The following is a 14,691-nucleotide window of genomic DNA, read 5'->3' as shown; positions in this document are numbered from 1 at the left end:
TACAAATTAACTCACAGAATATGCTTAAACCTATACGTACCAGGAGTGTGATCAGAAAACTGTTTCTTCTTTTTACACTGCACATGTTTTGCCTGGGCTTTGCCAAGGCACAAAACCAGGTGTCTGGCAAGGTCACCAGCCAGATGGATAACCAGGCATTGCCAGGCGTAAGTATTGTTATAAAAGGTACTTCACAGGGCATAGTTTCAGATGCCAATGGAGACTATCGCTTGGGCGATATTCCTGCCGATGCAGTCCTTGTTTTCAGCTTTATTGGTTACATAACAGAAGAAGTGCCCTTGAATGGGCAGACGCGGATTGACGTATCCATGCAACTGAATGTCGCGGAGTTATCTGAGATTGTTATTGTAGGATATGGAGCCGTTAAAAAGAGTGATGTTACTGGTGCCGTTGTAAAAATGTCCTCGGATAAAATTACGGCATTACCAGTTCAAAATACGCTGCAGGCATTACAAGGCCGTGCTGCAGGACTGGATGTAACATCCAACGCAAGACCTGGTGAAATTGGTACGATCAGAATCAGAGGAACAAGATCGCTCTCAGCAGGAAACGATCCGCTCTATGTCGTTGATGGAATTCCATTACAGTCCGGAGGTATTGAAGCCTTTAACCCTAACGACATAGAATCAATTGAAGTACTGAAAGACGCATCTGCATCTGCAATTTATGGTTCACGTGCTGCAAACGGAGTTATACTTATCACAACAAAAAAAGGGAAAGATGGCAAGGCGCAGGTGAATTATACAGGCTCCGTATACTTCGAAAAGATCAACGACAGAATGGAGATGTTTAATGCAGGCGAGTATGCTGAGTACAGAAGAAACGCATATCGCGCCATGCCTTCAAATAATACCGCGCGTTATCCTACGCCTTTTCCTAATCCGGCTGACGACAAGCGCATTCTTGGTGTAGATCCTTATGCATGGGAGTCCGTCGCCGCAGGATATACATGGTTAGACAAAGACAACCTCGTTCCTGCAATGCGACCAACAACACCGGAAGAGCAGGCGCTTTGGGGTGTAGCTGAAGTTCCGGTATATGATGCAAGTAGAGTTCCTACAACCAACTGGACAGACTATGTTGAACGTACCGGTATAACACAAGATCACAACGTAAGCGTAAGCATGGGTACCGAGAAGCTTAAGACATTCTTTTCTGCCGGATATCTCGATCAAAAGGGAACAAGTAACGGCCAGGACTACAAGCGCTATTCATCAAGGTTAAATCTTGACTTCACTCCGCTTAAGTGGCTCTCCATGGGAGGTTCGATGATGGCAAGCTATGGCATTCAAAACTTTGGATATGCAGGCTCAGGCACAAGAGGCTCGCGTACGATTTATGAAGCTGCCAAGGGTATGCTGCCATTTGCAGTGCCCTATGATCCTGCTGGAAATTACATTTTTAATCCAGGAGGGGACGTAGGCATTATCAACCCTATCCGGGAAGATGATTATGTTATCAACGAAAGGCGAACCTTAAGATTGATGGGAAGCTTTTACGGGGAAGCAAAAATAACGGAAGGCCTAAAGTTTCGTGTAAACTTCGGACCAGATTTCAGAAACTATAGGAATGGCGAATTTCAGTATAAAGAATCAGCGTTGAGAGGTGGCGGAAGTTCTTCATCAACTACCTACGCACGTTATCAGCAAAACCAGCAAATATCATGGACGTTAGAAAACCTCTTGTTCTACGATAAGACTTTTGCAACTGATCATCATATTGGTATAACCTTACTTCAGAGTTCTTCTCTCTATAGAACCGAAAGCTCCGATATGACAGCCACCGCCGTTCCTTATAACAGCCAGTTATGGTATAACTTAAAGTCTACCTCTACCGGTTCATTAAATGACTGGGGTTCGGGTTTTTCAAAGAGAAACCTGATGTCATACATGGCGCGTGTTAATTACGCCTTTAAAGATCGTTACTTACTCACAGCAGCAGGACGTTATGATGGAGCTTCAGTGCTGGCACCTGGCAACAAGTGGGATTTCTTTCCATCCATGGCAATAGCATGGAAAATAAATGAAGAGCCTTTCATGAGTGGAATCCGATGGATTTCAGAACTGAAACCAAGAATAGGACTTGGCACTGTAGGCAACCAATCAGTTGATCCTTACAGCACGGCAGGTGGCCTGGTTCAGCTTCCATACGTTTTTGGTTCAACTCCCGCTATTGGGTTTGTCCCATCAAATCCAAAAGGAGCTGCAAATGAACAGGGTTCAATACCAAATCCACAGCTGGGCTGGGAAAAAACGAGCCAATGGAACTTCGGTGTCGATTTTGGATTTGTGAACAACCGTATCACAGGCTCGTTGGATTATTACATCGCAAACACTTACGATATGATTCTGAACAGAACGCCAAATTCTGTTACAGGGTATTCCAACATAACTGTAAATATCGGCGAAACGGAAAACAGAGGCATCGATCTTATGCTTAGTTCTATCAATATCGATCATGGAGGCTTTAGATGGACTACCGATATTATCTTTTCAAGAAACAGAGGAAAGATTGTTGAACTGTATGGCAATGGCGTAAGTGATATAAACAAAGCATGGTTTATCGGACAACCACTTCAGGTATATTATGATTATAAAAAGATCGGCATCTGGCAGGCTGCTGATGCCGAAGAGATGAAGAAATTCAATGACAACGGTGCAAAATATGCAGCTGGTGACATACGTGTTGAAGATGTTAATAACGATTACAGGATAGATCAAAATAACGACAGACAGATCCTGGGAACATCAAATCCAAAATGGAACGGTGGTATTACCAATACTTTCTCCTACAAAAATATTGACTTGTCCTTCTTTATATACTCACGCTGGGGACAAATGATGGAGGGTGGTGCCGTTGATATGCAAGGCAGATATGCCTCGAGAAAAGTAGATTATTGGACCCCGACCAATCCAACCAATGCATATCCCCGGGCTGATTTCCTCAACGGAGGACAACCCGTGCATTATACGGCAATGAATTATATAGATGGATCTTTCATTAAGGTAAGATACATCACCCTAGGCTATCGTTTCCCCGATGCAATTGCAAGCCGAGCAGGTATGAGCAACTTAAGAATCTATACACAGGTGCTCAATCCATTTCTTTACGCAAAGGTCGACTTCTTTGATCCGGATGTTAACTTTCAAAATATCCAACCCAACACCAGCGGATCAACAAACACCAGTGGCTCGGCAATTTCTTCGAGAAGCCTTGTATTTGGTCTTAATGCTACATTCTAAGTTTGTAAACTTTAACAACTCTTGGTAGCACAAAATCTAAAAGCTGAATTATGAAAAAGATAATATTAATATTCGCTCTTTGCACCGGGTTCTACTCCTGTTCAAACTTTCTTGAAGAAGAACTGGTTGCAACACTCACGCAAGACTACTACAAAACACCTGATGGTATAGAGGCATTGGTAAATGGAGCTTATGAAGGTTTACGATTTCACTTTAACAATGAATGGTCTTATGCAATAACAAATTACGGAACGGATGAATTTACCAACGGCGGCGGGCTTGACCGTGTGATGTGGAACTCGTACGTGGCAACGCTAGACCCTGCTGAAAATAATATTCTTGGTCCGTTCTGGAATAACATGTATTCGCAGATTAACTTATGCAATACAGGCATCCGCGATATACCACAAGTACTATCGGGCGATTTAAGGAATACCAGGTTGGGCGAACTGTACTTTATCAGAGCGTTCAACTACCTTAAATTAGTTAATCAGTTTGGCGGTGTTCCTATTCGCTTGCAGCCAACGGTAGGATTAGATACGGAATTTAACAAGGCTTCTACAGAAGACGTTTTCAAGCTTATTATCAGTGATTTCAGAAGAGCAATCGATTTGCTCCCTCCTGCTCCCGCACAAAATGGACGCATTGCGAAATATGCAGCACAACATTTTCTTGCAAAGGCCTACCTGGCAAGAGCAAGTGAGCGCAATGCTGACATCACAGTTGCAACTGACCTGGATAGTACCATCTATTATGCAGAAGAAATTATCAAGAATTCAACCCGGAAGCTGGCAACCAATTATACTGACCTGTTTAATTACACTGCCCCTAATGGACCTAATGAACAGAATACAGAAATAATCCTTGCAGCGCAATTTGAAGGAACACAAGCATTGCTCGGCAGGTTTGGAAACAGAACGCACTTATATTTTTTATCTGTTTACAGAACATTCCCCGGTATGACACGCGATCTTGTAAACGGAAGAGAATTCCAACGGCTCAGACCCACAGATTATGCATTGGATATCTTTGATAGAAAAAATGACTCGCGTTTTTATAAGAGCTTCAAAACTACGTACCTAGCCAACAATGCCTCTACGCTTCCTACATGGACAGATGCCAATGCTCCTAGCCCTGAGCTTGCTAAGAAACCGAAATTCCAGATAGGCGAGCCTGCTATTATTTATGTGCCAAATTCAAAGGGCGACACGCGATTTACGCCTGCATATAAAAACACTTCAGCTCCAGCCATTCTGGCACGCTATTCAATTAATGACAAGAATGAACAAGTAAGTGATTGGAGTTTGAGTAGCTACCTCTCCCTGTCTAAATATATCGATCCATTCCGCCAGAATTTTGATTCAGAACTCGGCACACGAGATGGAATCCTGGCAAGACTTGCAGAAACTTATCTTATCGCAGCAGAAGCATACGGAAGGAAGGATTCTTATACAGAAGCTTTAGCTCTCATTAACACACTTCGTCAGCGTGCGGCTTATAAATCAGGAGAGGTCAGAAATCCTGTGCTTTATCTGGCAGAAAACATTCCTGCAAATGATGTAAGTAGTACAGAAAGTGCCATGGTTGTAACCGAAGCTTCTTTTACCGATGGAACACCGGAAGCAGCAAAAGAACTTTACCCGACCACAATTGGCGGCGACAAAAAACAACTTTTTATTCACTTCATTTTAAATGAACGAGCACGTGAGTTAATGGGAGAATTTCACCGCTGGGAAGATCTTTCAAGAACAAGAACACTTCTCACTCGAGTGCGCGCTTTTAATCCGGATGCAGCGCCTAACATTGCTGAAAAACATATTCTCAGACCTATACCGCAGTCTTACCTGGATACCAATCTTAGAAACGGAAGGGCGTTGACCCCCGAAGAAAAACAGGCGGAACAAAACCCAGGGTGGTAATCCCACGCACACCTAAGTTCTCCGCAAAAAATAAGCGGAGAACTTACTTTTTTTACCTGGCCCTTAATCCCTTCCTTGTATTCCTCGTTTTTTGTATCTTTAAACTCGTAGAGAATCAAGTACTCCTTCCCAATCTACATTAATTCATAAAAGCTCATTTAAGACTGGACAAAGTGTGCAAAGAAAGTGCACAGAGAGTGGAGAATGCTTTAGAGAAGACTTAGAGCAGACTTAGAACAGCCCTGGAATAGCGTTAAGGCACACCAGGATAAGCAGTGTCCTATTTGCACCTTCGAGAGAATAAAATCAAAAATTTATTGCAAAAGATATTTTTGACACTATTTGTCAAAACATAGCAATAGCTTGCCTTAAAAATAAATAATATGGCTACAATACAAGGTAATCCCATGATTAAAGGAGTGCGAGGCGCTCTTCGAGGCATTATGTTCAGACAGGTGGGTAAAAGAACTATACTCTCCGCTAAACCTTCTTCACCTAAAAAGCAAAGCGAACAACAACGGGCCAACCGCTACAGGTTTAAATGTGCAAGCAATTACGCCAAGCATATATTAAAAGACGAACAGAAGAAGGCGTATTATCAACAAAAAGCCCGAAAACTTAAAATGCCAAATGCTTACACCGCAGCGCTCTCAGATTACATGCGTAAAGGTGAAATCAAACAAATAAAAATTAATACAAACAGCAAATCGGGCGATAGCATAAACATAAATGTGTACAAGAAAGACTTTGCCGTTAATAAGGTAAGAGTTACAATTTATGATAAAGAGGGTACTTCGGTTTTTTCTGATTTTGCGATAAAGAAAGACAGAACCGATTTCGTGTTACCTATTAGTAAAGCACTTTTATTAACTGCAGATACAAGGATAAAGGCAACTATTGAAGATAATTTTATGGACAGAATAGAACGAACAATTAATTAAGCGAGACAAGTACCTTAATAGAATTGTAATTATTTTAATACACCGCTTTCTCCTTAACGGGATATATTTGAACGGGTCCGATTAGCCCGGAAGGATAAACTTTCCATTGGGAAGCATCGAAGAGGTTGTTTAAACTATTCTCTGGCTTGCGCGACGGGAAATTCACATTATAGAACTTCTTCCAGAAGATATTGTTTCTATCCATATACGCAATACGGTTCGCCATAAGATTAGATACTTGTACCTCAAGTACATTATTGTCTTTAAGTAGGCATGCGTCGATAAGAACTTTATACTCAGGGCCAATTAAAGTTCTAAGGTAACTGCCATTCAAAAACACGGAAGCACTTTCTTTTACCGTGCCAAGGTCAAGCAGGTATTTTATTGCATTGATTTGAGGTTTGGGAAAGCTCACCTGGTACGAACATGTTCCTGAAAAATCCTGATACGCATCTCCTTTTAACATAGTCCATGGCTGTACACCTTCCTGTGTTACCGATGGAGGAATTACCGGACCACCGGATATAAATTTAAGATGCCACGTTCCTTGCAAAGTAATCGGTTCGCCAGATTCAAGATAGAAATAATCACCGGCAGCGACAGCTCTGTCATAGAACTGCAATATCAGACTTTGCTTGCTTTCAAGCTGAAGATACACATCACATTGCTTATCATTCACATTCCTGATCTTTGCTTTGCCGTACTCGCCCGTCAACGAATTATAGATCACTACTATCTTTCCTCCTGTCTGCAGTGTAACCCATCCATTAAAACTTTTAGAATTTGGATTATTGATGAAGTATACTTTTGTTCCATCATGTTGCACCTTTCTAATGCATGATAATTGCTGATCACCTACTGTTTCCCTCTGTATGCCCGATACTCCAAGTGCCTCTTCAAGCAGATCAGTGTTTACAATGCGGACACCTGCAGTTTTTTCTTTAACAGAATTCTTTATATCAGATGTAAGTTGCTGAAATGCTTTCGCGGATGAATCATAACGTTCATAACCAGAAAAGGATTTTGGAAGATCGTTTATGAAAATAACTTTAATACCTGCATTGATCAAATCTCGAAGCTTTTCTAACGTAGATACCGGCATGAATTCACATTGAGGGATAACAAGAACTTTAAATTTGCTTTTACCTTCTGTTGTGATCAGACCATTTAAAGCACTTGAATTAGCAATCTGAAGATCCGAGATGTAATCAAAACCAACGCCTTGTTTATACAGTGCTTCTGCTGTCTCTTCAAAACTTGAACCTTCAAACTGTTTGCCTATACCGTCAAAATGCTCCAGCATTTTAGTACCACGTACGGCAAAGCGGTCATATATAGGGTAATACAATAGTACTTCATTATCTGATTTTGTATTCTGAAGAAATGACTGACATCGCGCTATGTATGCGTTAAGGGTACCAAAATCTTTCCATTGGGGATTTCTAGAATTAAGATGCACTGCCGCGTAGAATAGCCATCCAGGCCACGGTTCTCCATGGGGTGAGTATGCTGTGCCATGGTAGAATATGTGATTCACACCCTGCAACATAAACAGATCAACGGCATCTTTAACATCATGAAGAGCAGACTCAAAATGTTCGTTAAGCCACGTGGCTGATTCTGACGAGACAAGTTGCTTACCCAGTACGTTGCCCGCAGAAGATGCCATCTTCATACGCAGTGGTTCTGTTCCTTCTATTTCCGGAATATCAACAATACCATACAAGTCAAGAATATTGGCTGGTGACCCATGTGCCTGATTACGGATTATTGCTGAATGCTTTGCTGCCCAGGCCTTCCATTGCTTAGTGAAGTTGTCGCGCAGCATCTCACCAATGGTTTGCCTGTAGTCACTAAGTATACGTTTGTTCTTTTCATCCGTGTCATTACTGAATAAGGCGGGCAGATGCTGACGCAGATCATATCCACGCCTTTTTATAAACTCCTCAAATAACGTAGGCGTCCAATCCGCAGATCCTTTTGCATCATCAACTTCATAAGAGTCGTTAAAGAAAGCACGCAACGTAGTAATGTTGTAATTCTTAAAAGCCTTATCGAAGTAGGCGAGGTAGTGTTGCAAAGCCCTTGATGAAAAATGATCAATTACATTTCCCTCCCCTCCCGGTGCTGCACGTTCTACCATCTTCCCATGCCATCCTTCAAATATTGCGTAGAGCTTCCAATCACCCCCAGGCGCCTGCCATTTCAAATAGCCATACCTATCTACTTTAGATGTCAGATCAATAACTTTACCGTTCACACTATACGCGATCAGAACCTGTAATTGAAGTGACTTCTGAAACTGCACCTGGTCAAAAGCATAAGATTGAAGATTTTCATTTGTCTCTACTGGTTCTTTAATGTTTTTGATATCAATTGCCTTCCCGTTAAACTCTGTTAGCCCGTCTTTTAACCTTAAGTTATCTTTAGCATTTACCTCATAGATAAGATTGCCTATTGCCCGGATATAAGGCTGCTGGACAAACTCAATTTTTTCCTTTAAAGAAGATCCTCCTTTTAGTTCATACACTTTGTGCTGTAAATTTTTGCAGGCATCTTCAGCCCTAACCCAAGGGCCACCAAAGGGCCAGCCAGTCCCCGTTGCCATATCTACACCCAAATTCAGGCGTTCGCATTCTTTAAGAACATGAAGAAATAATTTCATCCATTCAGGAGATAGGTAATCAACAAACTCTTTTTCGTGGGCCCATACACCATAAATTGGAGTAATTTCAACACCACCTAATCCGGCCTTGCTGAACGATTCTAATTCTGCGGTAAGTCCTTCTTTGGTAACAGCGCTTCCCTGCCACCACCACCGTGTCCATGGTTTTGTTTCCCTTCGTATTTCAGGCCAGCCTGGTTCAACTACTTTTGCCTGACCATAACCAAAAGAAGTGCTGATAAACAGAAAAAGAAGAAAGACAAAAACACGCATCATCCGTTGATTAATTTTTACGATTACTGTAGCTACCTCGTTGCCTCTGCTAATGCATATGAAAAACCTCCTCTAACGGAATACTTACAGGAGAAGCATCAGCATTGGTCTCCATCAGATCAGCCATATAGCTCCACCATTTCTGTACTATTTCATACTTGCCTAAATCTTGGGAACCGGCATTGCCACTAACCTCTTGTACGGCAAACAAGGTATTGGTTTCCTTATCGAGAAAAATTGAATAATCTGTTATTCCTGCATTGTTAATTAGCTCGACTAACTCCGGCCATATATTATTATGACGCGCCCCGGTATTCTAGCGCCATTTCGGGCTTCAGCTTCATTTTAAATGCAACACGCATACTACGTTAATAATGTATAATAGAAGATGTAAAATGGTAATAGGTGCCTGTTTTACTATCCTGTAGTATACGGGTATCGGAGCATGACAGTACATGACAGACAAAAACCTGCAGTTACCGAAATTGTTCTGTAAATTTCATTACTAACGATTCATGGGAATTATTCTAGGTGTACTCTTCCATTTCTTAGGAGGTTTTGCTTCAGGTAGTTTTTACATGGCCTTCAAAAGAGTAAGTGGATGGTCATGGGAAACATACTGGGTTATTGGAGGCATCTTCTCATGGTTAGTTATTCCTCCGCTTGCAGCGTGGATCACCATACCTGGATTTGCAGCGATCATACAACAAACAGACTCTACTGTGATTACAATAACTTATGTAATGGGTTTACTATGGGGGGTAGGCGGACTTACATACGGTTTGGGTATTAGATACTTGGGCATGTCATTGGGTAACTCCGTTATTCTTGGATATTGCGCAGCTTTTGGTTCGCTGATCCCCCCGCTTTATTACAACCTTTTTCCCGATGGCAGAAAAATATCCTTTAACGACATGATGTCATCAACGGGAGGGCGATGGGTTTTACTGGGTGTTCTCGTTTGTCTTGCAGGCATTGCCATCTGTGGCTGTGCAGGTATGATGAAAGAAAAAGACTTACCTGAAGAATATAAGCGAAGGAGCATTGCGGAATTTAACCTGGTAAAAGGGCTCATCGTAGCAACTGTATCAGGTATACTTAGTGCATGCTTTAACTTCGGTATTGAAGCCGGCAAACCCATGGCCGAAAGCGCTGTTACCCTTGGGTATAACCCGTTGTTTCAAAATAACGTGACCTATGTTGTTCTCCTCTGGGGTGGGCTCACTACTAACTTTATCTGGTGTTTTCTACTGAATGCACGTAACAAAACTTTTGGTGATTATATAAACAGCAAAACACCTTTGCTTTCCAATTACTTTTTCTCAGCCCTTGCAGGGACAACGTGGTTTATGCAGTTCTTCTTTTACGGAATGGGAGAAAGTAAACTGGGTAACGGTGCCAGCTCGTGGATTCTCCATATGGCATTCATTATTCTTATCTCGAACTTGTGGGGTATCTATTTAAAAGAATGGAAGGGTGTTGCTTCAAAAACCAGGTATACAATAATTGCCGGAATTGTAACGATACTGATCTCGGTATTTTTGGTGGGTTATGGTAACTCACTTGAGTGATAAAGAAATATACAATTACTAATATGTCAACATCAATTGTGACTCAGTTCAAACATGTAAGCTACCTGTGGGATGAAAAAAAGGCAGCGTCACTCCAGGGCGATGAGGTTGGATTACTAATTTACAGATCGAATTTACTAGGTACCGATCTTCGGTTAACAAACTATGGAGGGGGCAATACCTCCTGTAAAGTTATTTCCAAAGATCCCCTGAATGGAAAAGAAGTTGAAGTGATGTGGGTGAAGGGATCGGGAGGCGATCTGGGCACGCTTAAGAAGAGTGGCCTTGCAGCATTGTATGTTGACAGACTCAGGGGCTTGCAAAACATTTATCGAGGAATTGAATTTGAAGATGAGATGGTAGCGCTCTTTAACCACTGCATTTACGACTTCAATTCAAAAGCACCATCAATTGATACTCCGCTGCATGGGTTTCTTCCTTACAAACATATTGATCATCTACATCCAGATGCCGCAATTGCTATCGCCGCAGCTAAAGACGGAAAAAGGATAACACAAGAATTATTCGGAGGAAGCGTAGGCTGGGTAGAATGGCAAAGGCCAGGTTTCGACCTTGGTCTTAAAATGCGGGAATGCATAGAACAGAATCCGGAAGTAAGAGGCATCATGCTCGGGTCTCACGGCTTATTTACCTGGGGAAATACAGCCTACGAAAGTTATATCAATACACTTGAGGTAGTAGAAAGATGTGCTGCCTTTCTAGAAGAGAATTATGGAAAGCGAGGCAAAGTTTTTGGAGGAGCTAAATTAAATTCTCCTGCAAAAGAAAACCGAGCTCAACAGGCGGCATCCCTTGCTCCCTTACTGAGAGGCTTTTGCTCAAGTGAGACCAGGATGATCGGTCATTTTACTGACGACGATCGTGTTCTTGAGTTTATCAACAGCAAGGACCTGGAAAGACTTGCACCGATGGGAACGAGTTGTCCTGACCATTTTCTCAGAACCAAGATCAGGCCCCTAGTCTTAGACCTAAAACCAGATGAAGACCTTACAGATAGCGAAAAGGTTAAGGAGAAACTTCGTCCTGCTTTTAGCGCATACAGAGAGATGTACAAAATGTATTACAATACTTGTAAACACCAGGACAGTCCCCCTATACGCGATGCCAATCCGGTAGTAATAGTCTATCCGGGCATCGGAATATTTACGTTCGCCAAAGATAAACAAACAGCACGTGTAGCCTCAGAGTTCTATATTAATGCTATTAATGTGATGAAAGGCGCGGAAGCCATTTCATCATATACATCCCTTTCTCAGCAGGAAGCATTTAACATCGAATACTGGCTTCTGGAAGAAGCTAAACTTCAAAGAATGCCGAAGCCGAAAGCTTTATCAGGCAGAATAGCATTGGTAACAGGAAGCGCCGGCGGCATAGGAAAAGCAATAGCCAAAAAGTTTGCAGATGAAGGTGCTTGTGTAATTCTCAGTGATAATGATCCTCAACGACTAAAAGAAGCCGAAAGCGAATTCAGCAGGCAATACGGCAATGATGTATTTACAAGTGCGATAATGGATGTAACCAATGGAGACCAGATTTCAACAACGGTACGTACATCATCCATTGCATTTGGAGGCGTAGATATTATCGTTAACAACGCTGGTCTTTCCATTTCCAAACCTTTGGAAGAACATACAGAGAAAGACTGGGACCTGCTCTATGACGTACTTGTAAAAGGACAGTTCTTCGTTACACAGGCTTGCGTTGACATCATGCGTAAACAGGCAATGGGAGGAGATGTTATCAATATCGTCAGTAAAAATGCGTTGGTATCCGGTCCTAACAATGCAGGTTACGGCTCTGCAAAAGCAGCACAACTACACCTGAGTCGTTTAAATGCTGCAGAGCTAGGCAAGGATAAGATTCGCGTTAATGCAGTCAATCCGGATGCAGTAATAGCAGATAGCAAGATCTGGGCAGGTGCATGGGCAGAAGGAAGGGCTAAAGCGTATGGTGTTAAGGTTGAGGAATTGCCTGCCTTCTACGCTAAGCGCACGTTGCTTAACGAAATTATCCTTCCTGAAGATATTGCCAACGCATGTTACGTCATCGTATCCGGATTGATGAACAAATCAACTGGCAATGTACTGAATGTTGATGGTGGTGTAGCCGCAGGTTTCGTTCGCTGAGTGTTTAATAGTTAAAAGAAGAAATTATGTTTATTCCCGGTTTCAAAATAGATGATCACAACGACAAGCTTCTGAAAGCACATCAGCGAAAGCTGAAAATGGTGTCAGAGGAGATTCGTAATGCAGAAAACATTATAGAAAAACTGATGCAATTCCAGGTTGCAATTCCCAGCTGGGCATTGGGTACCGGAGGAACAAGGTTCGGAAGATTTTCAGGAAAAGGAGAACCAGGAACCTTGGAAGAGAAAATAGAAGACATAGGTTTACTTCATGCACTTAATCGCTCCAGCGGAGCCATATCCCTTCACATTCCCTGGGATATTCCAAGAAACACACAGTCTATCAAAGCACTTGCAGCACAACTTGGGATAAGATTTGATGCGGTGAATTCAAATACATTTCAGGACCAGAAAGATCAGTCTTGGAGTTATAAGTTTGGCTCGCTTCACCACGTTGACAAAAAAGTAAGACAACAAGCGATTGAACACAACCTTGAAGTAATCGAATATGGCAAAGCACTTGGCTCCAATGCCATCACCGTATGGCTATCAGACGGTTCTTCGTTTCCTGGCCAACTGAATTTCAGAAAAGCATTCCAGAACACGCTTGAAAGTTTTGAAGAAATTTATAGAAGATTGCCTTCTGACTGGAAGATGTTTATCGAATACAAAGCATTTGAACCCAACTTTTACTCCATGACCGTGGGTGACTGGGGGCAATCGTTACTCTATGCTTCAAAACTTGGTGAGAAAGCATATACATTGGTTGATTTGGGTCATCACCTTCCCAATGCGAATATTGAACAAATTGTTTCCCTGTTACTCATGGAGGGAAAGCTCGGCGGTTTTCATTTCAATGATTCCAAATATGGTGATGACGATCTTACCGTAGGGTCTATTAACCCTTATCAACTCTTCTTAATTTTTTATGAGCTCGTGGAAGGTATGGATGAAAGAAACATGAATCATGCTACTGATCTGGGTTGGATGATCGATGCTTCTCATAATGTAAAAGACCCGCTTGAAGATCTCCTGCAATCAGTAGAAGCCATTAAGATTGCCTACGCACAGGCATTGCTTGTAGACAAAGAGAAGCTTAAGGCGGCACAACAGGAGAATGATGTGGTTATGGCACAGGAGGTATTACAAAACGCGTTTCGCACAGATACACGTCCGCTACTGACGGAAGCAAGGTTACGCGCACATGCGGCGATCGATCCTCTTCTTCTGTTTCGTGAATTGAAGGTACGTGATGAGCTAATAAGACAACGCGGTAGTGTAAAAATAGCAACAGGGTTATAAAAGGAAAATTATGTTCAAACCGGTTATTGCAGTTTTTGACATTGGCAAAACCAATAAAAAGTTACTACTCCTTGACGAGTCGTACACAGTAATTTTTGAAAAGACAGAACGGCTACCGGAAACAACAGACGAAGAGGGTTTTCCGTGTGAAGATATTAAAGCGCTGACCCGGTTCATGCATGAAGCGATGGAAGAAGTTATGCGTTATAAATATTATAAAATTGTAGCCGTTAATTTCACTGCATATGGCGCCAGCCTTGTTTATATTGATGAGGTTGGAAAAGTGCTCTGCCCTTTATACAATTACCTTAAACCTTTTCCTGAGGAACTACAGAAGAAGTTTTATGATACGTATAATGGAGAATTGATCTTTTCGGCGAGAACAGCTTCACCAGTGCTTGGTAGTCTCAATGCCGGTATGCAACTTTATCGTCTAAAACATCAGAAGCGTGCTATCTTTGAAAAGATAGCAAAGGCGCTTCATCTTCCTCAGTTTCTCAATTTTGTTTTTACTAACCAGGCCGTGTCTGAAATTACAAGCATTGGTTGTCATACCAATCTTTGGGATTTTGGAAAGAATGAATATCACGAGTGGGTAACAAAAGAAGATG

At 42.0% G+C, this 14,691-nt stretch carries 9 protein-coding genes; 7 read left to right on the top strand and 2 right to left on the bottom strand.

Going from position 1 to position 14,691, the window contains the following annotated elements:
- Positions 1-20 precede the first annotated feature (20 nt).
- From KK060_RS20025 to KK060_RS20015, 3 genes are all read left to right on the top strand, one after another.
- Positions 21-3,263: a SusC/RagA family TonB-linked outer membrane protein gene (locus KK060_RS20025; protein WP_254155598.1), complete on the top strand. Its 3,243-nt coding sequence runs from the start codon at positions 21-23 to the stop codon at positions 3,261-3,263.
- 50 nt (positions 3,264-3,313) lie between these two features.
- Entirely contained in the window at positions 3,314-5,182 is a 1,869-nt protein-coding gene (locus KK060_RS20020; RefSeq protein ID WP_254155597.1) for a RagB/SusD family nutrient uptake outer membrane protein, read from the top strand.
- A 383-nt stretch (positions 5,183-5,565) separates the two neighbouring features.
- Complete coding sequence (locus KK060_RS20015; RefSeq protein ID WP_254155596.1) at positions 5,566-6,123, top strand: hypothetical protein; 558 nt, start codon at positions 5,566-5,568, stop codon at positions 6,121-6,123.
- Between the two features lie 34 nt (positions 6,124-6,157).
- On the opposite strand, the gene KK060_RS20010 is transcribed toward KK060_RS20015, so the two are convergent.
- Entirely contained in the window at positions 6,158-9,064 is a 2,907-nt protein-coding gene (locus tag KK060_RS20010) for a glycosyl hydrolase (RefSeq protein ID WP_254155595.1), read from the bottom strand.
- Between the two features lie 46 nt (positions 9,065-9,110).
- Positions 9,111-9,314: an L-rhamnose mutarotase gene (locus KK060_RS20005; RefSeq protein WP_367397525.1), complete on the bottom strand. Its 204-nt coding sequence runs from the start codon at positions 9,312-9,314 to the stop codon at positions 9,111-9,113.
- A 262-nt stretch (positions 9,315-9,576) separates the two neighbouring features.
- On the opposite strand from KK060_RS20005, the gene rhaT reads away from it, so the two are divergent.
- The 4 genes from rhaT to KK060_RS19985 all read left to right on the top strand — a co-directional run.
- Positions 9,577-10,632 carry an L-rhamnose/proton symporter RhaT gene (rhaT, locus tag KK060_RS20000; RefSeq protein ID WP_254155594.1) on the top strand — a complete coding sequence of 352 codons (1,056 nt, stop codon included), beginning with the start codon at positions 9,577-9,579 and terminating at the stop codon, positions 10,630-10,632.
- A 23-nt stretch (positions 10,633-10,655) separates the two neighbouring features.
- Positions 10,656-12,779 (top strand): bifunctional aldolase/short-chain dehydrogenase, encoded by a 2,124-nt coding sequence (locus tag KK060_RS19995; protein WP_254155593.1) that lies wholly within the window; start codon positions 10,656-10,658, stop codon positions 12,777-12,779.
- Positions 12,780-12,805: 26 nt separating this feature from the next.
- Positions 12,806-14,080, top strand: a complete 1,275-nt coding sequence (locus KK060_RS19990) for a sugar isomerase (protein ID WP_254155592.1) — start codon at positions 12,806-12,808, stop codon at positions 14,078-14,080.
- A gap of 10 nt (positions 14,081-14,090) precedes the next feature.
- Positions 14,091-14,691, top strand: a 601-nt coding sequence (locus tag KK060_RS19985) for an FGGY family carbohydrate kinase (RefSeq protein WP_254155591.1), incomplete at its 3' end; no start/stop codon positions are given.

Source organism: Chryseosolibacter indicum, assembly GCF_018598585.1.
GTDB classification, from domain to species: Bacteria; Bacteroidota; Bacteroidia; order Cytophagales; family Cyclobacteriaceae; genus Chryseosolibacter; species Chryseosolibacter indicus.
The sequence above is the reverse complement of the archived record's forward strand: the minus strand, read 5'-3'. Positions and strand labels throughout refer to the sequence as shown.